We start from the raw sequence: 24560 nt of genomic DNA, 5'->3' as shown, positions 1-24560 counted from the left end.
ATGTCTAGTCACTTACAATTGCACGATGTCGCCTATCAATTACCGCATGGCGAAAGGTTATTTTCCAATATTTCAGGTTCTTTCTCTAGTAAAGTAACGGCTTTAGTGGGTCGTAATGGTGTCGGAAAGTCGCTCTTAGCGCAAATATTATCGGGCGGTATTTCCCCTACAAGCGGTTTTGTACAAAATAGTGATACAAGTTTTTATCTGCCTCAAGTCTATCCGATTACCGCAATCACAACGATCTCTGATCTTTTGGGGATTACGGAGATTTTAAAGGCATTATCTCGTATTGAAGCGGGGAGTGTTGATCCGGCTGATTTTGCACAGATTAATGATCGCTGGAGTATTGAAAGTGATGCCATAGTGCTTTTAGCAAGGTTATCGCTTTCTCAATACGCATTATCAACGTTTGCACATGAGTTAAGTGGCGGTGAACAGATGCGTATTCGGGTTGCTGCGGCCTTTTTATCAGATAAAACGACGCTTATTTTAGATGAGCCGAGTAATCATCTAGACTCATGTCATAAAGAGAAGCTTTGGGAAATGATCATGGCTTGGCGAGGGAAAGTCATTTTAATCACTCATGATCGTGCTCTTTTAGATCGAGTTGAGACGATTGTAGAATTAACACCTGATAATCTTATATGGTTTACGGGGAATTTTTCCGCATATCAAGCGATGCAAAGTGAAGCAAAAAAGCGAGTGCTAGAGAGGTTGAGCGCCATAAAACAAGAAGAGCAAAAACGTTTAAGAACGGCGCAAACTCAGCTTGAAAGACAACAAAAGAGAGCTGCGAGCGCCAATCGCGCTCGTGGTAATCAAAATCAAGCGAAGATTTTAATGGATGCCCAAAAAAATCGAAGTGATCAAACAAGTGGGAAGATGCAGCGCAAGTATGATCGTATTAAAGATGCCGGAAAAGAGCGAATAGAAGTGGCAAGAAATAAGATTGATCAATCTTCATCAATAGTAATTCATGAACTCGCAACAGCTAAGCATACAAGAAGAATAGCCGCTAAGCTTGAATCTATTGTGCTCCCTTTTTTAGAGGATGAGATTTCCCCCCTTTCTTTAACCATCGAAGCGGGTACTAAAATAGCCATTGTGGGTAATAATGGGATTGGCAAATCACTCTTATTAAAAACTATTGCCGGCTTAATAGCGCCAATCTCCGGAGGTATTGAGCGATTTGTGAATACGCTATATTTAGACCAACATCTGATGAATCTTGTGCCAGATCAGTCGCTCTTAGTGCAGGTTTCAAAAGGGCGAACTAAAGAGGAGATATCTGAGATTCGAATGCAATTATCTCAATTAGGATTACAGGCGGCAGATATTGAGAAAGAGAGTCAATTCTTAAGTGGTGGCGAGCGTTTAAAATCAGCATTAGCACTAATTTTGTATGGAAAAGAGCCTATTGACTTCTTACTGCTTGATGAGCCTAATAATCATCTTGATCTTGAGTTAATGGCGGCTTTAGAGGAGATGTTGCGGCAATATCAGGGAAGTTTATTAGTGGTATCTCATGATGAAGTATTTTTAGAAAATATCGCAATCTCGCACTATTTAACACAAAGTGATGGGCAGTGGTTATTATCATCATTTTCTTAAGAGAAAAATGGCTTTAAAAGTGACTGCGCTAGATTGCCGGCGCATTAGTTATGAGACGGGCCGGCATCGTACAAGCTGATTTAATGCGCATTCTGCACTGTAAAGCCATGACTTTTAAATAAAATTGGCTATACCGTTATTTTTTGATAGTAAAATCGGTTTAAAAGTGACAGCACTAGATTGTCGGCGCATCGGTTATGAGAAGCACAAGAGTCGTTCTATCCGGCATTGTGCAAGCCGGTTTGATTTACACGTTGCACTATTTTACTTTAAAACCGTGTTTCTTAAACTGAATTGACTATATCTATTTTTCTTCTTCTATTAGATCGTGAGTACTATTGTCCCAGAAGTTCTCAATCGTTTTATAAATCTGATTTTGGATATGCTCATTATAAGTGGCAATGGCGTAATCCTCATGGAGTTTTGGTGTTTTTTTCGCATAGCGCTCAGCTAGGTGAATTAAGATCTCATCTTTAATAATCCAACGTTTTGGTAGGTTTTGGCGCATCGCCATCAGTTCCCGCATTTTCGCTAAAGCACGTAGAAGCTGTTTTGATGAACCTCGTATTCTTTTATAACCTTTAACCTTTTTCCAAGCGCCTTCCGGATCTGGCTCATAGCGCTCTTTCTCTGTGAGCGGTGCTAGATTTGACTTTAAAAGCCCATGTTGATTATTAGCTTCAATCTCTTGAATCAGCTTTTTATAAGCAGGAATGAGGTAATGGACATCATCATAGGCATATTTAAGCTGTTCGCTCGTGAGCGGTCTTAAATCCCATTGGGTACGCGTTTGATCACGTGTTAAATCCACTTCGCAGTAGTGAAGGACAAGATCGTGATAGCTCATCCCAATTTTGACGCTTTGGGTAATTTGCGCCGCAATTTGGGTATCAAATACCGGCATTGGCAAGATATCAAAAGCATGCACAATCGCTTCTAGATCTTGGCTTGCAGAGTGAATAATCTTTGTAATGTGAGGCGCTTGGAGTAATGCTTTTAAGCTAGAAAAGTCATCAAGTGCTAATGGATCGATGCAAACGGCCTCGTTTTCAGTTGCGAGCTGGATCAGACATAGCTTTGGGAAATAAGTCTTTACTCGCATAAATTCAGTATCTAAAGCAAGGAGCTCAATACTCTCTAATTGAGTATTGCACCACTCATCTAAGGCTTCCTGCGTATCGATATAAAGGTCTTTCATAATCTATCCATTTAATTAATATCAGGGCACATTATACGTTTTTTTTAAAATATTTGGGGAGTAAAAATAGGCGAGAGGTAAAGATTTATCAGCAATAAAACTGGAAAAGCTCTACCATAATTACCTTTATAGATCTAAATAATCGATTTAAATTTACCCTATTCACATCGAGGAGTGATGAGATGTATATTCCTTTTTCTGCAGTTAATGCATTACCATATTTTATGGAATATCAGGATAAATCGCCATTAGTGCACTGTATGACTAATCATGTTGTACAAAATTTTACGGCAAATGTCCTTTTAGCAACAGGGGGCAGTCCTGCGATGATTCCCGATATTCAAGAGTGTGGTGAATTTACGATGATCGCAAGTGGCTTATTGGTGAATGTTGGAACCTTAACAGAGCGAGCGGCAAATGCCATGCTCCATTCTGCGAAAGTCGCTCATGAAACAGGGACGCCATGGGTTTTAGATCCTGTGGGAATTGGTCCTGCGCTCTATTATCGAACAAGCATCGTCAATCAGCTATTACAATATCAGCCATCTGTGATTCGGGGAAACCCTTCTGAAATAATGGTGCTTGCTGGTGTTGATGCAAAATCTAAGGGAGTTGATTCAGAAGAAGATGCAAAAGAAGCCTTTGAATATGCACAAAATGTAGCGCGTGATTTTAATACCATTGTTGTTATGACGGGTGAAGAAGATATTATTACCGATGGCGATAAGAGTTATATTGTTTCGGTTGGTACAAAAAAGCTCACGCAAGTAACGGGTACAGGTTGCTCGTTATCAGCATTAGTTGCTGGCATGATTAGCAGTACAGAAGATACCTTAGAAGCTGCAGCTACTGCTTGTTATATCGTGGCACTTTCTGGGCAGATCGCCGCAAATAAAGGTGATGAGAATGGAACGGGATTAGGGACATTCGCCGTGCAATATCTAGATGAATTATCCCTCATGACGCCAGAAAAATTATTAGAGATTGCAAAATCAGAAGGGGCTTTTGATGAGTTTTAATGCACTTATCGTCTTTCAAAGAGTATAGATGATGAGCACTCATCATGAGCTTTCCTAAATATAGTAAAATTAAAATTGGTTGAAAGGTCACGGAACTAGAATACCGGCACATCGGTGATATTGTTTTACCGTTTACAGAGTGTTTATTAAACCAAGTTGGCTATATTGGGTGTTTCAATCACGTTATTTATAATAAACGCTATTTCTATTTAAAATAGAAAATTTCAATAAAATCTCAGTAGAAAATTTAAGTAGGAGAGATCCATGGGTTACCCAATTATTCGCAATAACATTAGTAGAACAAAGTTTGATCTATCGCTTTATCTCGTATTAGATCCAGAGCTTTGTGGTGGCATTGCAGGAATGGTGGCAACGGTTTATGAAGCGGTTGAAAATGGTGTGACATTTGTTCAGCTTCGCTCTGAAAAAGAGGTCAATAAGCGTTATTGGTATGAAGCTGGCATGATGCTTAAGGCTGTATTGGCAGATTATAACGTCCCTTTAATTATTAATGATCATGTGGATGTTGCTTTAGCAATCGATGCCGATGGCGTGCATATTGGGCAAAATGATCTGCCAGCAGAGGCGGTGCGTAAGATGATTGGACCTAATAAAATTTTAGGATTATCGGTTGGCTCTGTGGGTGAATTACACGCTGTAAAGCTGCATGATGTTGATTATGTTGGGGTTGGGCCAGTATTTGTCACCACCACTAAAAAAGATGCGCGTCCGGCAATGGATGTAGAAGGCTTAGCAACAATTGTCGCTTCAAGAGCGATTCCAAAGGTCGCCATTGGGGGAATCAATGAATCTAATGTACAATCGGTGATGGCGACTAATGTTGATGGTGTTGCCGTTGTTTCTGCGATTTGCGGCCAAGAGGATGTGGCTCGCGCAACTCAAAATTTAGCGAAATTGATAGGAAATAAGGATGAATAGAATCTTAACAATTGCCGGCTCAGATCCGAGCGGCGGAGCTGGAATCCAAGCAGATTTAAAAGCTTTCTCAGCACTTGGTACTTATGGGATGTCGATTATTGCGGTGTTAACAGCGCAATCAACACAAGGGGTTGATGGTGTATTACCAGTCCCGACAGAGTTTATTGAAAAACAATATCACTCTCTTTATAAAGATATTAAGGTCGACGCTGTCAAGATGGGCGCACTTGCAAATACAGAAGTGATTAATTGTGTTGCCGCTTTATTAGAAGAGTATCCGATTCCTTTTGTGGTATTAGATACGGTCATGATTGCAAAAGGTGGGCATCCCCTTTTAGTAGAAGATGCGGTAAGTGCGATTCGTGATCGAATGCTGCCGCTTGCGGACATTATTACCCCCAATATTCCAGAAGCCGCAGCGCTTTTAGGCTGCGTAGAAGCGACAACGGAAGAGGAGATGATTGCGCAAGGAAAAGCGCTATTAGCATTAGGCCCTAAAGCGGTATTAATGAAGGGCGGGCACTTAGAGGCAGATGTTAGCCCAGATTTTTTAGTCACTAATGATGGGGTAGAGCGATTTGTAAGTCCACGTATTCAAACAAAAAATACTCACGGTACAGGTTGCACACTTTCTGCATCCATCGCAGCGCTTTACCCTGAGCATGGTTTAAGCGAAGCGGTAAGGCTTGCGAAAGCGTATATTGATGGGGCGATTGCAAATGCCGATAAGTTAGAAGTCGGGAAGGGTATTGGCCCAACACATCATTTTTATCGTTGGTGGTCATAAAGTTTTATGCGTTAATGTTCCGCCATCATTTCTCAAAACCTTCTGGTTGTTTAGGGGAGTGGCTAGGTAGGAGGTTGATAGTCAAAAGTGTATTAGTCGAGTAGCATGAATCGTTCATGATCGAGAATACACTTTTTTTGTGAGAATAATAAAAGAGAGGAAAAATGGAGTATTGTTTTGATGAATTGTCGGGAGATTTAATTTATAAATTAATGGCATCAAGTATTGTCCCGAGGCCCATTGCTTGGATTACCTCAATCTCTGAAGCAGGCGTTGTAAATGCCGCGCCATTTAGTTTCTTTAATATGATGGGCAGTAATCCGCCGGTAATCGCAGTTGGATTACAGGCAAATAATGGGGCATTAAAGGATACAGCGCAAAATATTTTACAGACAAAAGAGTTTGTCGTAAATCTTGTCCCTTTTTCGATGGCGAAGGTGATGAATGAGAGTAGCAAAAGCTTTGCCTCTGAGATTAATGAGCTTGAAGCGTTAGGAATTGAAACAATGCCGGCAACCTTGGTGAAGGCGCCGCTTATTAAAAATTCGCCGGTAAAGATGGAGTGTACTTTAATGTCGAGTGTACAGGCGGGAGAGGCGCAATATGTCATGATTGGAGAGGTAAAAATCTTCCATATTGCAGATGAGTTTGTAGTAGATTCAGCCCAATGTTATATCGATACCGATAAAATGGCGTTAATTAGCCGAATGCATGGCCGTGGTTGGTATTCAAAAAATCGGGATCTTTTTTTGTTAGAAAGACCTAGCTAATGAATAAGATTGATCAATAGAGATCTCTGCTCTTAATTATAAAACCTCTGCATTGAAGGTTTATCAATAATGCATATAAATTAAGCATATAGCAGTATTAATGACTATATGCTTAAAGCTGATGTTCAATTAGGGGATTGAACAAGGGGTTACTTTAAATATATTAATAATCGTGTTAATCGAAAAGATCCATTAAGAAGCTACGTTTGCGGTAAGGTTTTTCTTCTCGCTTTTCATACTCTCTATTATCTCGGCGATGTTCATGATGCTCATCACGGTCACGGTCATGATTACGGTCATAACCTTGGCTATGATGTTCATCTCTTCTTAATGGCGCTTGAGGGGCTTCTGTTTTAATAGATAGCTCAATAATTTTATCCAATTCGCCTCGGTCTAACCAAACGCCTCGGCACTCTGGGCAAAAATCAATTTCAACATTTTGTCTTGAGCTCATCACTAATGTGACATCTTTACAGATGGGACATTTCATTTAATCTTCCTTTTAAATAATAAGGTTAGGGTTATGGAAAAATTATAGAGAGAGAACATGACAGGAATCTTAAGAAACCTCTTTTTTGTCATCAAAATGTCATCTATAAAATCTAATCAAAGATAAGAAGGAGAAGCGATACTTTGATTGGCTAGAAATGATAAACTCTTTTAAATGGGAGTTTCTTCATGTAAATAGGCAGTAGCTCATCGCAAACAGGATCTTACTTAAGATGAATATTCAAACCTTTTTAAATAACCATCGCTTTTCAAAATTGCAATATAGCGTCTTTTTCTTCACTTTCTTAATTGCTTTTTTTGATGGTTACGATACCGCTGTGATTGGTTATATCGCGCCGAGTTTATTGGGAGAATGGGATATTGATAAAGGCGCTTTAGCACCGGTCTTAAGTGCTGCGCTTTTGGGGCTTGCTATTGGGGCAATGACTTTTGGGCCTATTGCCGATCGCTTTGGGCGCAAGAGGGTGCTAATTTTATCGGTGATGATCTTTTCTCTGGGTACCACGATTTCAGCTTTTGTCCAAAATCTTTTGCAGTTAGAGATTTTAAGATTTATTACCGGTTTAGGATTAGGGGCGGCAATGCCAAATGCAGTTACTTTGATGTCAGAGTATTGTCCTAAGCAAAAACGCTCGGTAATTGTGAATACGATGTTTTGTGGTTTTCCTCTTGGCGCTGCTTTAGGTGGTTTTATCGCAGCTTACTTAATTCCTCATTATGGTTGGCGCTCAACACTTCTATTTGGTGGGATGATTCCTTTTATTCTCTCTTTTTTAATGATTGTCTTTCTTCCAGAATCTGTTCGATTTCTGATTCGAAAAGGTGGGGAAACGGCATTAAGACAAACAAAAGAGATCCTGCAAAAGATTGATATTTCTGCTGCTTCTGAGCATCATTTTACCTTAGATGAAGGAATGGTTGTGGCAGATCGTAAAGGACTACAATTAGTTTTATCTAAATATTATTGGCAAGGCTCAATACTATTGTGGATCGCTTATTTTATGGGGCTTGTGATTTTTTATGGCGTTATGAATTGGATGCCAACACTCTTTAAAGAAGCAGAAATGCCGGGGGAATTAGGCGCTATTGTGACAGGATTATTTGCGCTAGGCGGCTTGGGGGCGATCGGTAATGGTTGGCTCATGGATCGTTGTAACGGTACGCTCTTAATTATGTTTTTCTCGGCTTTAACGGCAGTTTCTGTGGGGCTTATCGGAGTTTTTATCTCAATGCCATTAGGCTTATTGATCGCGATTATTCTTTTTGCAGGGATTGTGATGAATACTGCGCAATCTTCATTGCCTGCATTGGCGGCGAATTTTTATCCGACAGAAGGGAGAACTACCGGGGTTTCAATGATGCTTGGTGTGGGAAGGTTTGGCGGAATTGCTGGGTCCTTTTTAGTCGCCTATTTGATTCAAAAGAATCTCTCTATTGAGGAGATTTTCTATATTTTAGCGCTTCCGGCAGTCATTTCGATGCTCTGTTTATTAGCAAAGTATCGTTTATATCGTTAGTTTTTAGGTTTTATATGAAGGAGTTAGCGCTCATTTAGGGTTTAACCTACATCACAAAATTGAAGATTAGAGATATATTCAAATCATGATTTTTGCTATGATTTTGAAGGTAAAATAGAGGGGTTTAATATTTTTAAATCTCCATATTTTAACCCTATAAAATGGTTAATGATCAATAACAATAAGAGATATCAGCGAGTGCAGATAGAAGATTCAGCGCTCCTGGTTTATCGATTTTTCAAAGGAAAAATATGGTTCGACAATTATTAATGATAGCTGTCATGACGTTATCTGTCTCAAACATTAGTTTTGGGCAACAAAGTACATTAGATGTAGCAGATACGGCGCTTAATAATAACTATCAAGCATTAATGCAGACTCTACCAGCTGCTGAGCAAGCGTTATTAAGAGATGCGCAGCGTTTATGGATTCGTTATACCGATGCAAAGTGTCATTTTGAAGTCGCCCTTGATGAAAAGCAATTTGCTAACTGTAAAAGCAAAGAGACCTTAAAACGCTCTCAAGAATTTTCGACGTTATTAGCTTCTCAAAAGGAAGCGGCGAAGATGAAGCGAGAATTTAGCACCCAGTTAAAAGATGTGCTTACTAATATAGAATCAATTCCGGTAGAGGAATATGATCAAATCTATTGGCCAGGGGGCTCAGCGTATACGATTGTAACGCAGTTTCTTAAAAAAATTAGCCTAAATTATGTGGTAAATCAGTATGGAAAGCCTATTTTTTTAGAAGGACCTCATAGTGAAACTGTCGTAAATCTTGAATCAACAACAGAATTTGGTCATTATGATCCGGCATTTTTGAGTTGGCTAGATCAGCATTTAACCCAAATTTTGGGAGACGAGGAATTTGTGGCAAGTACAAAGGCTGTCGTAGACCGTTATCTGTTAGGAACTGTAGAGCTTTATTTGTCGAGTTATTATTATCTTACCAATAACCCCGATATTCGCGATAGCATGATGCTTGATTATATTGTGCAGTATCAAAATGGCTCCTTAGGTGAGAGTCATCATACGGCTTTTTTTGTGCCTTCAAATCGCATTGAGAATCCCAATTGGGATGGTGAAACAAAATCGGCGGAATATGTTTGGGTTTATCCAGAAGCAACGACTCAATTTGATTGGATCTTAACGAATCTAAATGAGCGGTGGGAATATGTTCCTGTTGGCTCATCGCTCTTTTTCTGGATGCGCCGAGCAATTGATGGTACAGATCAGCAATTTGTGGATTTAATGACGAAATTTTATCGTGCGTATAATCCAGAAGATTTAGCAAAAATTGAGAATAAAGCGTATCAAGCGCCGAGAGAATTACCCGGTGGTAAGATTAAATTCTAACGGTGAGTTATTTTGGACTGTTAATATGAGAATAGAGACCAATTATTGATTGGTCTTTTTTTTATACTGATAATCTTGCTAAGATCACCTGTTATAAAGCTTGGGCTGAAATACTTGCCGGAGGCAGTCTTGTAGCTGGGTCGAATGCTTGCATGCTTATAAAGATCCCGTGCCAGCATATGAAGATCAGTAGTAAGTAGATGAGTAGATATTAAATTGCTGGCACTCAATAGCGATAAGTACAACAAGAGCTCTATCCGGCATATTGTCAGTTAGCTCGAATAACAGCGTTGAGTTATTAAATGGATACTTCAATGCCAGCGCACGATAGTGATAAATACTGTAATAGTGCTATCCGGCATCATGCAAGCTAGTTTGAATATTGAGCTGAAGTTAATAATATGCCTATAATTTTTCTAATTAAAAGAAAAAAGACGTTATTTCTAACGCCTTCTACCGCTTTTTACTTGGCGTTCAATACTTTTTGTGAGGCTACTTTTGATCTGTTGATAGCTATCTAATCTGCGCTGGGAGATTAGACCTTCACTAATGGCAGCTTGATAGGTGCAACCAGGGTCATCTGTATGGCTGCAATTACTAAAGCGGCAAGGCTCTGTGATATTTTTAAACTCAGGGAAACCCGCATCAATGGCTTCAAGCGGTAAGTGCTCAATGTTAAAACTACGAACGCCAGGGGAGTCAATAAGATAACTCTCCTTCATCGGTAAATGATAAAGCGTTGTGCTAGATGTTGTGTGATTACCAAGACCGGTTGAGGCATTGATCTTTTGGGTCTGTAACTCAAGTTCTGGGATGAGTTTGTTGGTGAGTGATGATTTACCAACGCCGGATTGGCCCACAAAAATAGAGGTTTTCCCTTCAAGGAGTGTATTTAACTCAGTAATAGAGTCTGCATCAAACTTGGAAGTGTAGTGAACATCAATCCCTAATTTTTGATAATCTTCTAAAAATTCCAGCTCCTTAGGATCTGTGATTTCATCTTTCTTATTAACGATAAACGCCACATCAATTTCAAAATACCTGGCAGCAATCAAATAACGATCAATAAGAGAAGGGCTAGGCTCAGGCTTTGGCGCAATCACGATATAGAGTTTATCAATATTAGCGGCTAAGATCTTCTCCGCACCACCAAAAGCAATCCGTGAGAAGTGATTCTCTCGAGGTAATCGAATAGTCACTACCGGTTCATTTTGCTCTAAAATGTAGTAAACATAATCACCACAAACGATCGCTCCTAAGCTTTGGCGAACTGCTGCTTTGTGCAGATTTAAATCTTGATCTTCTAAAGTCACATGTTGGCCATGTTGTGAGATCACGCGACCTGAAAGAGCGTGATCGAGATCTTCACTAGAGAGAATTTGCTCGCGTCGCTCTTCAAGAAGGCGTTTTTGCTGGTTGGTTAAACGTCGGCTCATAAGATCAATTAACGCTCAAGATGCGGTAATTTGTTTGGCACGCCATCCCACTTTTCAGCTTCTGGGAGCGGTGGTTTTTGCTCTGTTAAAACAGGCCATTTACGGGATAATTCTGCATTAAGTTCAAGGAAAACCATCTGATCTTCGCTCAGATCATCATCGGCAACGATGGCGCCCGCAGGGCACTCAGGCTCACATAAGGTGCAATCAATACATTCATCTGGATCAATGACCAGAAAATTCGGCCCCTCATGGAAACAATCAACAGGACAGACTTCTACGCAGTCTGTATATTTGCATAAAATACAGTTATCAGTGACGACAAATGTCATAATTAACTTCTCCGTTTGTAGATTGAATTTCAGTATTGGGGCTATTTTACTTATTTTACGATCACATTTGCAATACGGCGTTTACCCACTTGGATAATGACCTCATCACCCGCGTTAAGATTCAAGCCTTTATCATCGATACGTTCTTGATTAATGCGTACCGCGCCTTCAGTAATCATTCTAAATGCTTCAGAATTTGAGCTTACTAAGCCTGCTTGACGCATTGCATGGGCAATACCAATAACGCCATCTTCAGATTGAACAATTTTATCTTCAATATTTTCTGGAAGATTTCCTTTTTGGAAGCGTTCGATGAAGTTGCGCTGAGCTTGATCAGCAGCTTCTTTGTTATGGAAGCGGGTAATGATCTCATCACAAAGCTCAAACTTCACATCACGAGGATTGCGGCCACCGGCAACATCTTCACGAAGTTTTGCAATTTCAGCATTTGAGCGGAAGCTTAAGAGATCAAAGTAGTTCCACATTAGATCATCAGAGATCGACATGAGCTTACCAAATTGGTCATCTGGCGTATCGTCAACACCGACATAGTTGCCAAGTGATTTAGACATTTTATTAACGCCATCTAAACCTACAAGAAGTGGCATTGTGATCGCACATTGTGGTTTATTGTTGCCATAGGCGCGTTGAAGATCACGTCCCATAAGAAGGTTAAACTTCTGGTCAGTTCCGCCTAATTCAACGTCAGTTTGTAAATGAACAGAGTCATAACCTTGTAATAATGGGTAGATAAACTCGTGAATGGCAATTGGTTGCTGTGATTTATAGCGTTTTTCAAAATCATCACGCTCAAGCATTCTTGCCACCGTGTGACGTGATGCAAGTTGAATCATGCCGCTTGTTCCAAGTTCACCTAACCATTGTGAGTTAAATACCACTTTCGTCAGATCACGATCTAATACTTTAAAGATCTGCTCTTCATAAGTTTTTGCGTTGGCAAGTACTTGCTCACGGGTTAATGGCTTACGAGTCACATCTTTACCAGATGGATCGCCGATCATGCCTGTAAAATCCCCAATGAGGAAGTTTACTTCATGACCAAGATCTTGGAAATGGCGCATTTTGTTGATTACAACAGTATGTCCGAGATGCAGATCTGGAGCTGTAGGGTCAAAGCCTACTTTAATGCGAAGCTGACGGTTCTCTTTTAATTTTGCGGTTAAGTCTTCAATCGAAATAACCTCATCAGTACCACGCTGAATAATCTCTAGACTCTCTTCAATTGTTGCCATATTTCTCATCCTAACTTTTTTTCAAAATGGATTTACACTCTGCTATTCGTTGCCTTACTTCAAGAGTGCAGGTTGAAGTAAAGGATAGAGATCTCGAAATGATTTCATTAATCATGATTCTTGTATAGATCAAATAGTTTAGAGATCTCTATTTTATTCGGTATTGCTATTATCAATATGACGCTACTGCGGTTTGATAGCTTTAAAAAATAGATCTAACATTAGTAATTAAACCGATAAGAAGAAGGTTCAGGGAAAACAACCTCTTCATCTTTGACTTTAGATCTAGAGTTGTTTGAGGAATGATTACTTGATGATCTATTTTGCTCAGCCTGATAATCGATCCATTCAGGAATAGGCGTATAAGCGGGTCTATCACTTTTTGGTTCTTGTTCTGGCTCGGGAACACTTTCAGGCACAACAATAGTATTCGGATCTGGCGTTAATCGAATCTCTTCTTCAACAGCTATGATCCCTTGATTGTTCTGATAGCGGTTAGATCGCTGATTTTGTTTTGGCTCTGCTTGGTGGTCGATCCACTCAGGGATAGGCGTATAAGCAGGGCGTGCTGATTCTTGTTGCTCTGATTCAGGAGTGCTAAGTGGCACAATATTATGCGAAGCAGATGGGGCGTTATAACTATTTCTTGCGCCATTTTTTTCGCCAATAATAATGGGAATTCCACTTTGCTGCTGCACTGCCATTCTAACGATATCATTATTAACACTTGTGTCAGGATGTGCTTTTAGATAGGTTTCTAATTGCTCAAAAGCCATTTGCTCTAATCCTGCCACTGAAAGCTCATCTTCATCAAGTGGTGGATGGACTTCCATCATTAAGTCATTTCCAAAAAAACCATATTTAACGGGTTCATTTAAGAAAGTAACCATTGTATTGGTAGGAACCATCTCATAAAGATGCTCAATATGTTGTGGGTAAAAACGCATACAGCCGTGTGTTACGCGCATTCCTATGCCTGTTTGCTCATTGGTACCATGAAGAAGGTAGCTTGGTAGTGCAAGGCGAAGCACGCGTGTTCCTAATGGGTTTTCAGGTCCTGCGGGTACCACTTTCGGTAAAACACCACGCCCCATTTCAAGATGTTCTTGGCGGATACTCTCTGGTGGATACCATGCGGGATTTTCTTGTTTACGCGTAATTGCCCAAGAGCCAAGTGGGGTTTTCCAGTCCATACGCCCAACCCCTACAGGGTAGACATAGATTTTATCTGAATCCTTTAAAAAGTAATATGTTCGCATCTCAGGAATATTGGAGACAATCCCTGAGCGTTTGCCTGCTGGTAAAATAAATTGTGTCGGTAATACTAACGGCACTTTATCATTTAACATCCAAGCATTAATACCTGGGTTTGCCCATTTTAACTCTTCATAGCCCATTTCATAACGAATGGTAAGATCGGCTAAAGATTCGTGACGATGGGGGGTGACATACATGATTTGACCAATGACATCATCACCTTTTGCAGGTTGAGAATACTCAACATGCTTTTGGGCATAGACAGAAGAGATCAGCAAGCTAGCAGATAATAAGATGCGTTTAATTCTCATGAATGACTCTTTAAAGGAATGGTTGTAGGGGGTTAAAACACACAGGGCGCTTTAACGCGACGATTAACCTTGATCTTGAAGTTTATGGAATTTAGCCATTAAATCATCTTCACTTTCAACGTGATCTGGGTTCTTAGGAATACACTCAACTGGGCAAACTTCAACGCATTGTGGCGTGTCAAAGTGGCCGATACACTCAGTACATTTATTCGGGTCGATCACATAAATTTCAGGACCCATTGAGATCGCCTCATTAGGGCACTCAGGTTCACATACATCACAGTTAATGCATTCATCTGTAATCATTAATGCCATTGTAATTTCTCCTAAAATGACAGGATAACGAAAGGGTTATCACTATTTAATTCACGATTAATGGTAAGGCTTATTGCGATTTTACCACTAAAGGTTTTCTGCTATATGAATAAATAAGGGGGAGCTATTAGATCATAGCTTCCCCCATTTTGTAATAATCTATTTTTCAGGGGGTTAGAGATAATCAATCCCGCGCATATACGGCTTTAACACTTCAGGTACACGGATGCGACCATCTTTTTCTTGATAGTTTTCAAGTACTGCAACAAGGGTACGACCAACCGCTAAGCCTGAACCATTTAAGGTGTGCATTAATTCAGGTTTACCTGTTTCTGAATTTCTAAAACGTGCTTTTAGTCTACGTGCTTGGAAATCTTCACAGTTTGAGCATGAAGAGATTTCACGATATTTTTGTTGACCTGGAAGCCATACTTCTAAGTCATACGTTTTAGCCGCGGAAAAGCCCATATCACCAGTACAAAGTACAACGCGGCGATAAGGGAGTTCTAATTTTTCTAAAATAGCTTCAGCATGTGTTACTAAACGCTCTAAAGCATCGTAAGAGTCTTCAGGCTTTGTAAAGTGTACAAGCTCCACTTTTTCAAATTGATGCTGACGAATCATGCCACGAGTATCACGACCATAGCTTCCTGCTTCTGATCTAAAGCATGTACTATGCGCCACAAGTTGTGTTGGCATTTCGCTATCTTCTAAGATCTCATCTTGCGCAAGATTGGATAGTGGCACTTCTGCCGTTGGAATCATATAGAAGTTACGTTCATCTTCTAATTTGAAGAGATCTTCTGAGAATTTTGGTAACTGCGCCGTGCCATAAAGACTTGTTTGATTCACAATCACCGGCACGTTCACTTCTGTATAGCCATGCTCTTCAATATGCGTATCAAGCATAAATTGCGCGAGCGCACGGTGAAGCTTTGCCATATTTGATTTTAAAACAACAAAGCGTGAACCACTGATTTTTGCCGCAGCTTCAAAATCCATGCCGATTTTTTCACCTAGAGCAACGTGATCTTTGGGCTCAAAATCAAAAGCTTTTGGAGTCCCCCAACGTTTAATCTCAACATTATCATCTTCATCTTTACCAACAGGGACTTCGCTGTTAGGGATGTTTGGCATATCAAGAAGCATGGTATTGAGTTCATCTGTAATTTCACTCAATGTGCTTTCAGCTGCTGAGAGTTTATCTCCAAGATCAGCAACCGATGCTAAAATTGCGGATACGTCTTCACCTTTCGCCTTTGCCATTCCAATTTTTTTGGAAGTGGTGTTTCGCTCATTTTGTAATTCTTGGACCGAGATCTGAATCTCGCGACGCTTCTCTTCAAGTTCATTGAAGCGAGCTGTATCCATTGTATAACCGCGTTTTGCAAGCGCATGAACGACATCATCTAAATTCTGTCTTAATAGGCGTGGATCAATCACTTGTATATCCTTCATGAAGTGTAAAAATTAACCCCGTATTATATACGAAAAAGTGATTTTCTTCCAAAGGAAATAGGATTACCAAAATTTAAGGTATAATTCAGGCATTAAACAAGCACAATATAGGTTGAGAAAACATGAAATTAGGATGGAAAGTTGCGCTAATAGGCAATGCGTTAATGCTGATTGCAGGATGTTCAAACATTTTAGTAGAGCAAACAGCCAAAATGGATAATTATCGCGCTGAGTTAGATAAAGAGCCGTTAATGTCTGAAAAAGCGCGCCAACAATTTTACGAAACACAGCTTTGGTATAACCCAAGCTTATGGCAAGCGAAAAATGCGCGTCAAGGAAGTAGTGCTAAGAAGATAAAGGAGGATTTCTTTGGATGCGTTTTAGTGGCTGAAGAGATTGAAAAAAATATCAGCGCAGAGATCGGCGGCAGAGATCCCATTCAAACAACGCATGCAAGGGCGACGATTGAAGTCTGTATGATCAGCAAGAAATATCAAGCCGTTGATCGTGAGAAGAAGCTTATTTGTGAGTCCGCAGGAAGTGATGTGTTACCAATCTGTGATTTTTCTCACGATGTGATACTTGATTATCGCGGTTGGGGTTAATAGAAATCTATTAAGATATCGAGTATAAGAGACTATTGCAGGGAGAAAGAGATGAGGTATCGCTATCTATTGGTCGCTTTCATGATGAGTAATATGGCTGTTTCTGAGGAAATAATATCTTTAAATTCTCAAAATGGATCATTATTCATTAGCAATGACCATTACTCGATTGAGTATGAAAATCAGGAGGGAGAGCGCTTTCCATTATATTTTTATAATGACTATTTCTCTTTAGTTGAGGAAGGTGGAGAGCAATATTTTTTAAAGGGTATTTCTAATAGTGGGCGATATGCGGCATTAGAGCGGCGAATTTATTTTGTAGATGAAGAATCTGTCGCTGAAAGCTTTAGCGTTGATTTTATGGATTTAGGTACGGGATGTGTTTTTTATACTCTAAACTCCCAAAGAGCCACAGGCGCGTGGTCTGAGCAAGATGATGCTATTTGGACAATAACCCCTGAAAATCCTGCTAATTTCATTGATGTTGAAAAATTAAAGGGGAATATTTTACCGGCAGCGGGTATTTATAATGCTTATCTGTGTAATCTTCAGCGCATTAATGATAGAGATTTTAATATAGCGCTTTTAGCGAATATTAAGGAGCTTATGGCGGAAATAGATGAAGATTATGTGTTAAGTGACAAGGTGCTTAATCAGTCTATGCCTCATGATGTTTGGGGGCTATTAACGCTTTTATCAGATGATAATGTGACATTTTTTAATGATTTTGCTTTAGAGTTATTGGCAACTAAAACGCTCTTAGATGATGATCCTCACTATCTTTCTAGCATTATTATTTTAGAGAGTATTGTTAATCAATACCCAGATAGAGCACAAACGATCCTTCATTTAGCAGATGCTTATAGTTACAGCAGTCTCAATTTAGCTTTTCAAAGAAAGGCTTTAGAAAAATATCACCAATATTATGAGATGATGAAAAATCATCAGCAAGAAGGGCTGATCCCTTCACGAGTTTTACAGAAACTAGAAATAAAATAGCGCTTAATCAATATATGCTATTTTCACCATACCTCTTAAAGATGGTACGTTAAAAAGCAATCAGCTGATATTTTTGGGTAAGTGTTAACGCATTTTCCATCGCTTTTTTCAGTTGTGGTTGCAGGTAAGCAAAGTTTTCATGCGCTAAGTCGAGCTTATTAACGATACGAATTAGTGATGAAAGCTGGGCTGTAATGGCAAGCGTCATCATGCAAAGCGCGGCAGAATGGGTTTTATCACTAAATTGATAATGTTGATCATAATAAGTTAAAACATCATTAAAGCTTTTAATGGTATTGAGGCGCTCTGGCGTAAATTTGGTGATAAATTCAGCTTCTGAAAGTACTGTGCGCTTAGGAAGGGCAATCATCTCCATATCTAAGAGATACTCTTGTGTGGAGTAATTTTCTGAAAAGAGGTCTACTTTTTGGCTAAAGGTCAGTAGCATAAATTGAAAGTGTTGATCGAAAAGCTGTCTTTGGAGTTCCTCTTTATGAGCTTTAAGCTCCTCTCTATTGCGAGCGATCTCTTCTCGATTAATCTTTAGCTCCTCACGATTTAATTGAAGATCCTCCCTTTGTAAATGAAGAGAATAGATCACGCCCGTAAAGGCAACGCCGGTAAATAGCGCCACAACAGCATCAAAGAAGATGCTCTCATTATTTGGGCTTTGAAGCGTTAAATAGATCGCAATCATCCATGTCATAAAGATAAAGCTAATCGTGACGACAAATAGCCAGCTAAATTCCCGTTGCTCTCTCTGATCTTTTTTTCGCTTAAGATGCATCTAAAAATCCCTTTTTAATAATTAATGAGTTTTATAGTGAAATCGGTTTAAAAGTGATTGAATCAACTTGCAGGCATTTCAGTTATGAGAAGCGCAAGAATGGTTCTATCCGGCATTTTGCAAGCTAATTTGACATATTCTATAGCCTTAATACTTTTAAAATAGTGTTTTCTTGTGTTTCTTAAATCGAATTTACGACATCTTTTTATGGATCATTTTGGATCAATAAACTTGCTAAAGTTTACCTATAAAAAAGGCAATAAAGTCGAGGATTAACTCTTCCTTATTGCCGATTATTATGACTATTATGAAATGTGTCAATGATTAGTCAGGTTTAATGGGGATTTTGTGATTTCTCCCTCACTCTTAAGCTGTTTTATCATCTAGTTGCAGATTAGGATCTTTGAATTTTTCCTGATCAAGTAGGCCTAATTCTTTGTCCGTTGCAACAGCTGCGGTCATTGCTCCTGAAATATTGGTCATGGTACGCGCCATATCTATCACTGGGTCAATGGCAAGCACCATTCCAATTAATGGGAAGTATTCGCCCATTCCCATCCCTGATAGCGCAATGGTTGCCGCAATAGTTGCGGTTCCTGGAACGCCGGCAATACCGATTGAACCAATCACGACCACAATGAGTAGCATGATATAGAACTGAAGATTCATCTCAATTCCAACCATGTGCGCCACCATCATCACAAGAAGTGCTGGGAAGAAGCCCGCACAACCATTCATTCCCATTGTGGTACCAAGGGATGGAATAAGGTTAGCAGTGCCGCCTGAAACGCCCATTCTCTCTGTTAATGTTGAGATCGTTAAGGGAAGCGTACCAACCGATGAACGGCTTGAAAATGCCATGACTAACGTATCACGAGATTTTTTAAGGAACATCATTGGTGATAAGCCATGGGCTGCAATAATAATAAGATGAATAATGACCATGATGACTGATGCAATATAGATCGCAAGGACAAAGCTTGAAACCTTTTTCACCGCCGGAATTCCATTAGAGATAATGGTTCCTGCTAAGAGTGCAATCACTGCATACGGCATATATTTGATAACCGTCATCGTAATACTCATGACGATTTTATGAAGCGCTTCAATAAATTGTCTAAAAATATTCATCGCTTCCGGTGTTTTTGATTGCATACGATTTGCCGCAATCCCCACTAATGCTGAGAAAATCACAAGTCCAATGATATTGTTATTATTCATCGCGCTAATAATGTTATTGGGCACTAAGTTAACAAAGGTATCGACAAGCGTTGTATATTCACGGATCGTTGCGCTTGTTTGAATGACTTCATCACTCTTACCAAGCCCCATAATGGCTGCCAGAATCATTCCTAAGATTGCGGCAATTCCTGTGGTAAAAAGTAACCAAAAGATCCCGCGGCGGGTGACTTTAGTCAGCTGCTTATCGCCGCCAAAATCGAGAATAACCTTCACAATAGAGACAAAAACAAGCGGGATCACCAACATGCGGATAAAGGCGATAAAGGTACGCCCAAAAAGGCCATACCAAGTACTGGTCTCTTTTAAAACAACCGTTGAACTGTCAGGGAAGCCCTCAAGCGCTTGCACGCCAAGCCCAATAACCGCACCTAAAATAAGCCCGACCAGCATTCTCATAAAGAAACTTGCCTTGCGCTTTTGGAGCTGGTAAATCACAAAGAAGGCAAATACAAGAACGACCAGTGATAAAATCGTCTCGTAGCGTGATATAGCTAAAAAATTCTCAAAGAAAGCACCGCTAAAGAGTGCATTACTTGAGCTAGTGATGGTTTCTGGCATTTTGTCGGCTCCTTGTGACAATAAACGTTCAACTGTTGATGCGCGATTTTAAGCAATTTAATCCGTATCTTGTGATGATCTAATGGCAATAATCGTATCGCCAAAGTGATTGAAGACTAAAGGGAAATTAAAGTCTATTTTACGGATCATTTGTTTTAACGTTCATAGTATATATGTTAAGTATGATAAAAATCTAGCCTTCATTTAAAAAAGATACAAAGTGATCCTCTTTTCTTAAGTATTGCCAATATATTGGTGATCCGAAACAATATGCGATAAAAAAACCGATAATCGTCTAATGATTAGCACTATAAGATAGGCGATCTATGCTATTTTATAGCGTTGCTTTTGAGAGATTAATTGTACTATTGAGAAGTATTTTAAAGAGAGAAGATATTCATAATAGTCATAGCATGCAAATGGGGTATCAATTTTATTGTCAATCTTGATAAAACCTCTATTAAACCTCTATTAAACCTCTATTAAACCTCTATTAAAACTCTATTAAAACTCTATCAAAGCAACACGCTTTAAAAGCGAATCTATAAACTCATAAGATAGTTATTTGTTATGAGCTTATTAAAAAATGGTAACAAAATCAAAGATAACAAGATTAAAGTGAAAAGAAGAATTTATGCGATTAAGTAAGGTCAAGCTCTCAGGATTTAAGTCGTTTGTTGATCAAACAACCTTTGTGCTTACAGGTAAACTCAACGGTATTGTCGGTCCTAATGGTTGTGGTAAGTCTAACATTATCGATGCTGTGCGCTGGGTAATGGGAGAATCTTCAGCAAAGCAGCTTCGTGGGGAATCGATGTCGGATGTGATCTTTAATGGATCTGAGCGCCGTAAACCTTCTGGAATGGCATCGATTGAATTAATCTTTGATAATGATGAAGGTCGTTTAGGCGGAAAGTGGGCAGAGTATCAAGAGATAAGTGTGCGCCGAACACTTGATCGTGATGGAAAAAGCCAATACTTTTTAAATGGAACTCGCTGCCGCCGCCGGGATATTACCGATATATTCTTGGGAACAGGATTAGGTCCTCGTTCATACGCGATTATTGAGCAAGGAATGATCTCTCGTATTGTTGAATCAAAGCCGGAGGATCTGCGCTCATTTTTTGAAGAAGCGGCAAATATCTCTAAATATAAAGAGCGCCGCCATGAGACGGAGCTTCGCATTGAACATACTCGCACAAACCTTGAGCGCTTAACAGATATTCGCTTAGAGCTTGGAAAGCAGCTCTCAAGATTAGAAAGACAAGCCGCAACCGCGCGCCGTTATCAGCTTTTAAAAAGAGAAGAGCGAACGCTTTGCTATGCTGAGCTTCATCAGCAAAAAACAGCCGTTGAAGATTCGATGCAATCGTTGATTAATAGTCACGAGTCAGAGCATGATTCTTTTCAAGAAATGGTAGAGAACTTAAATCAAGTGATTACTGCGCTCTTTGATCAGAAAAAGGCATTTGAAGATTTAGAGAAGATCGTCACGCAGAAAAATCAAGAGCTCTATCCCTATAAGCAAGCGGTCGATCACTTGCAGCACGAGTTAGTGCGGATTAAAGCCTTAGAGAAACGAGATTTAGAATCGCAAGCCGAATGGCAAGAAAATGGTCTGCGCTTAGAGGAAGAGTTTACAGTAAGTAGCCTTGAGCTTGAAACCTTACAAACAACCTTTGAAGAAGCCGCGTTTGTGATTGAATCAGAAGCCGATCTTATTTGGCAAGGGGAAGAGAAACTCACTGCACAAAAAGTCACGCTTGAAACGGTTCAAAATGAATATACCCAAATACGAGATGCATTAAAGGCGGTTGAACAAAAGTTAGAGCTTAATCGCCACAGCTTACAGTTTCAAGAAGAGAAAGCGGCGCGCGTTGTAGAAGAGCGAGCGCGTTTAACGGCAACAACAAAAGAATCGAGCTTTACAGAGGAAGAGAGTAGCGAAACGCTTCTGTTAGAAGAGACGATGATTTTAAAAACAAGTGAGCTAGAACTCTTAACGGCCGATATTGAGGCAAAAGAGGAGAACCATCTTGTTTTAAAACGTGAGCTACAAGCTTTAGAAATTGAACAACGAAAACTATCGGCATCTCGCAACCAATTAGCGGGCGAAGTGAGTATGCTGGAAAAGATGGTGGTTTCTGAAGAGAAAGCTGGTAAATCACCCCTTTTTGAACATTTAAAGGTTAAAGAAGGTTGGAATGGCGCGGTTGATAGTATCTTAAGACAACAGCTTTTAATGGCGACAGAAAAGCGTGCCGGAAAAAGCTATATCTTAGGGGAGAAACCATTTACCTTCACTGATCAACATTTAGGTTTTTATATTGAGAGTGATTTAGCACTCGGCTCACTCTTATCACATATCTATATCTTTAATGATGAAGGGCTTGATCCTTTAGCGATTGAAAAACAAGCCTCTTTTATCACACTACGAGAAGAATTATCGCTGCATGAAGTGATTGTGACCAAATCAGGATTACTCTTTGGGCCTGATTGGGCAATCTATAGCACGGAAGATGCAAACTTTGGAATTTTAGCAAGGCAGCGTTCATTGGAGAATGCGATTAGCGAAATTGCCGAAATTGATGAGCGCTTAGAGCTATTAGATGAAACACTCTATGAGAAGGATGAAGCGTTAAAAGCGCTGCAAATGATCATTGAAACTTCTCAAAAAAATGTGCAAAAGCTCTCTCGTGAGCAATTTGAGTTAGAGAAAAAACTCAGCCTTTTAATGCAAGCAAAATCGCATCATGAGAAAGAGCAGCATCGAATTGAGAGCCGTTTAGCTGAATTAATAAAAGAAGATGCAGCTACGCAAACATTACTTTTAGCGTTAAAGGCGGAGATTGAAACACAAGAGTTTGCCTTAATTTCTGAAACTGAGCGTTTTGAAGCAGTTGAAGAGCGCTTTGAAGTGTTGAAAGTAGCCTATGATGCGGATAAAAAGAATCTAGATCATCAGCGGAACCTTCATTTAGAGAAAAAACGCCATCAAGATGCGCTAGAGCGCTCATTAGTGCAGATGAGAGAGCGTAAGCTTCGTGCAGAATCTGAATTAACGATTTTGCGTGAGCGTATGGCAAATCAGCAAGATAAAACAAACTACGCAAAGCAGATTCAAGAAGCTGAAGAAGCCAAAGTGATTGCTGAAGAGAATCTGATTCAGTTTGAATCGGGATTAGTTGAGATCATGACAGAGTTTGAAGCCGCCAAAGAGGCCATTCGCCTACTAGAAGCGGAAAAAGTGAAGCATGAAGCCACACTTAGTAGTCAAAAAGATAAGCTTAACCAATTCTCTATTAAAGAAGCTGAGCTTAAAACAAAGCGCCAGATCTATCTTGAGAAGTGGGAAGCGCTATTAGTAGAAATTAGTGATGAAGAGGTACAAGAAGCCGTTGATAATCATGCTGATAAAGCCATTGCAGTTTTAGAAGCTGAATTAGAAGAAAAGCGTGAAGCGATCCAAAAAATTGGCGCCGTTAACCTTGTGGCTATTACAGAGGCTGAAGAGCTTCGTGAGCGTAAAGAGTATTTAGATACAGAAAATAATGACCTTGAAGAAGCGCTTCGCATGCTTGAAAAAGCGATTAATGAGATCGATGATGAAACCCGAACCCGCTTTATGGAGACCTTTAATGCCGTTAATGAGGATTTTTCTCGACTCTTTCCTCGTCTATTTGGTGGCGGAAAAGCCTATCTTAAACTCACAGAAGATGATGCATTAACTAGCGGCATTAATATTATTGCCCATCCGCCAGGGAAGAAGCCGGGAACAATTCACCTCTTATCTGGCGGTGAAAAAGCCTTAACGGCAATGGCGCTCGTATTTGGAATCTTTAACCTTAATCCTGCGCCCTTTTGTATGCTTGATGAAGTCGATGCCCCGCTTGATGAGGCAAACGTTCGCCGCTTAGGGGAGCTAATTGATGAGATGAGTGAAAAGGTACAATTTATCTTTATTACCCATAACAAAGCGACGATGACAATCTCTGATTCCTTAATCGGGGTTACAATGGGGGAACCTGGCGTTTCTCGTTTAGTCTCTGTAAATCTTAAAGATGCGATGGAATTTGTGGACGAATAGTTTATCTGTTGTTGGAAGATAAGCTTGATGTGCGATAAGTATTAAGGTTCGTCTCAAATAGAGGTGCAAAATGTCGGGCATCACAATTGTCGATACTCATCACATATAGCTATTACGCATTACATTCCGATACGAACCGACAAAGACTTAAAACTGCTGGCACGTAATTTCAAAAAACATGCAAGCATTCGATCTAGCTGCACATCAACCT

At 39.8% G+C, this 24560-nt stretch carries 20 protein-coding genes; 10 read left to right on the top strand and 10 right to left on the bottom strand.

The genetic code is table 11. The features are described 5' to 3' along the window. On the top strand, positions 1 to 1614 hold the full coding sequence (locus tag MMG00_RS05315) for an ATP-binding cassette domain-containing protein (protein ID WP_242152441.1): 1614 nt from the start codon (positions 1 to 3) through the stop codon (positions 1612 to 1614). A gap of 304 nt (positions 1615 to 1918) precedes the next feature. Here the strand turns inward: MMG00_RS05315 and MMG00_RS05310 are convergent, their stop codons facing one another. Beyond that, positions 1919 to 2812, bottom strand: coding sequence for a ribonuclease D (locus MMG00_RS05310; RefSeq protein ID WP_242152438.1), 894 nt, complete (start codon positions 2810 to 2812; stop codon positions 1919 to 1921). Positions 2813 to 2994: 182 nt separating this feature from the next. On the opposite strand from MMG00_RS05310, the gene thiM reads away from it, so the two are divergent. The 4 genes from thiM (at position 2995) to MMG00_RS05290 (ending at position 6327) form a co-directional block, all read left to right on the top strand. Next, the gene (thiM, locus tag MMG00_RS05305; RefSeq protein WP_242152435.1) at positions 2995 to 3831 is read left to right on the top strand and encodes a hydroxyethylthiazole kinase; all 837 of its coding nucleotides are present in this window, start codon (positions 2995 to 2997) and stop codon (positions 3829 to 3831) included. A gap of 264 nt (positions 3832 to 4095) precedes the next feature. Beyond that, positions 4096 to 4770, top strand: a complete 675-nt coding sequence (gene thiE / locus MMG00_RS05300; protein ID WP_242152432.1) for a thiamine phosphate synthase — start codon at positions 4096 to 4098, stop codon at positions 4768 to 4770. Beyond that, on the top strand, positions 4763 to 5557 hold the full coding sequence (thiD, locus tag MMG00_RS05295) for a bifunctional hydroxymethylpyrimidine kinase/phosphomethylpyrimidine kinase (RefSeq protein ID WP_242152428.1): 795 nt from the start codon (positions 4763 to 4765) through the stop codon (positions 5555 to 5557). Before thiE ends, thiD begins: the two co-directional genes overlap by 8 nt. A 164-nt stretch (positions 5558 to 5721) precedes the next feature. Then, positions 5722 to 6327 carry a flavin reductase family protein gene (locus MMG00_RS05290; RefSeq protein WP_242152425.1) on the top strand — a complete coding sequence of 202 codons (606 nt, stop codon included), beginning with the start codon at positions 5722 to 5724 and terminating at the stop codon, positions 6325 to 6327. A gap of 175 nt (positions 6328 to 6502) precedes the next feature. Here MMG00_RS05290 and MMG00_RS05285 read toward each other — a convergent pair whose 3' ends face one another. Further along, positions 6503 to 6817 carry a TFIIB-type zinc ribbon-containing protein gene (locus MMG00_RS05285; protein ID WP_242152423.1) on the bottom strand — a complete coding sequence of 105 codons (315 nt, stop codon included), beginning with the start codon at positions 6815 to 6817 and terminating at the stop codon, positions 6503 to 6505. 232 nt (positions 6818 to 7049) lie between these two features. Here MMG00_RS05285 and MMG00_RS05280 point away from each other — a divergent pair, with 232 nt between their 5' ends. After that, positions 7050 to 8354: an MFS transporter gene (locus tag MMG00_RS05280; protein ID WP_242152420.1), complete on the top strand. Its 1305-nt coding sequence runs from the start codon at positions 7050 to 7052 to the stop codon at positions 8352 to 8354. A gap of 251 nt (positions 8355 to 8605) precedes the next feature. After that, complete coding sequence (locus MMG00_RS05275) at positions 8606 to 9709, top strand: lysozyme inhibitor LprI family protein (protein ID WP_242152417.1); 1104 nt, start codon at positions 8606 to 8608, stop codon at positions 9707 to 9709. Between the two features lie 443 nt (positions 9710 to 10152). Here the strand turns inward: MMG00_RS05275 and rsgA are convergent, their stop codons facing one another. From rsgA to serS, 6 genes are all read right to left on the bottom strand, one after another. After that, entirely contained in the window at positions 10153 to 11145 is a 993-nt protein-coding gene (rsgA, locus tag MMG00_RS05270) for a ribosome small subunit-dependent GTPase A (protein ID WP_242152414.1), read from the bottom strand. 8 nt (positions 11146 to 11153) lie between these two features. Continuing rightward, entirely contained in the window at positions 11154 to 11477 is a 324-nt protein-coding gene (gene fdxA, locus MMG00_RS05265; RefSeq protein ID WP_242152412.1) for a ferredoxin FdxA, read from the bottom strand. 50 nt (positions 11478 to 11527) lie between these two features. Next, the gene (gene tyrS, locus MMG00_RS05260) at positions 11528 to 12730 is read right to left on the bottom strand and encodes a tyrosine--tRNA ligase (RefSeq protein WP_242152410.1); all 1203 of its coding nucleotides are present in this window, start codon (positions 12728 to 12730) and stop codon (positions 11528 to 11530) included. A 221-nt stretch (positions 12731 to 12951) separates the two neighbouring features. After that, positions 12952 to 14298 (bottom strand): L,D-transpeptidase family protein, encoded by a 1347-nt coding sequence (locus MMG00_RS05255; protein ID WP_242152408.1) that lies wholly within the window; start codon positions 14296 to 14298, stop codon positions 12952 to 12954. Positions 14299 to 14361: 63 nt separating this feature from the next. Next, a complete protein-coding gene (locus MMG00_RS05250) occupies positions 14362 to 14613 on the bottom strand; it encodes a YfhL family 4Fe-4S dicluster ferredoxin (RefSeq protein WP_242152407.1) in 252 nt (83 codons plus the stop codon). A 174-nt stretch (positions 14614 to 14787) separates the two neighbouring features. Further along, positions 14788 to 16056 (bottom strand): serine--tRNA ligase, encoded by a 1269-nt coding sequence (gene serS / locus MMG00_RS05245; protein ID WP_242152405.1) that lies wholly within the window; start codon positions 16054 to 16056, stop codon positions 14788 to 14790. A gap of 137 nt (positions 16057 to 16193) precedes the next feature. Between serS and MMG00_RS05240 the strand changes: the two genes are divergently transcribed. Both MMG00_RS05240 and MMG00_RS05235 read left to right on the top strand, forming a co-directional pair. Continuing rightward, a complete protein-coding gene (locus tag MMG00_RS05240) occupies positions 16194 to 16676 on the top strand; it encodes a hypothetical protein (protein ID WP_242152403.1) in 483 nt (160 codons plus the stop codon). Positions 16677 to 16727: 51 nt separating this feature from the next. After that, the gene (locus MMG00_RS05235; protein ID WP_242152401.1) at positions 16728 to 17675 is read left to right on the top strand and encodes a hypothetical protein; all 948 of its coding nucleotides are present in this window, start codon (positions 16728 to 16730) and stop codon (positions 17673 to 17675) included. A gap of 49 nt (positions 17676 to 17724) precedes the next feature. On the opposite strand, the gene MMG00_RS05230 is transcribed toward MMG00_RS05235, so the two are convergent. Together MMG00_RS05230 and MMG00_RS05225 are read right to left on the bottom strand one after the other, a co-directional pair. Then, entirely contained in the window at positions 17725 to 18462 is a 738-nt protein-coding gene (locus tag MMG00_RS05230) for a hypothetical protein (protein WP_242152400.1), read from the bottom strand. 366 nt (positions 18463 to 18828) lie between these two features. Continuing rightward, positions 18829 to 20262, bottom strand: coding sequence for a cation:dicarboxylate symporter family transporter (locus tag MMG00_RS05225; protein WP_242152398.1), 1434 nt, complete (start codon positions 20260 to 20262; stop codon positions 18829 to 18831). A 634-nt stretch (positions 20263 to 20896) separates the two neighbouring features. On the opposite strand from MMG00_RS05225, the gene MMG00_RS05220 reads away from it, so the two are divergent. Further along, the gene (locus MMG00_RS05220; protein WP_242152397.1) at positions 20897 to 24349 is read left to right on the top strand and encodes an AAA family ATPase; all 3453 of its coding nucleotides are present in this window, start codon (positions 20897 to 20899) and stop codon (positions 24347 to 24349) included. Positions 24350 to 24560: the final 211 nt, after the last annotated feature.

It is taken from the genome of Ignatzschineria rhizosphaerae (genome assembly GCF_022655595.1).
Lineage (GTDB): Bacteria > Pseudomonadota > Gammaproteobacteria > Cardiobacteriales > Wohlfahrtiimonadaceae > Ignatzschineria > Ignatzschineria rhizosphaerae.
Note: the sequence above shows the minus strand (reverse complement) of the source record. Positions and strands in the feature narration are given on the sequence as shown.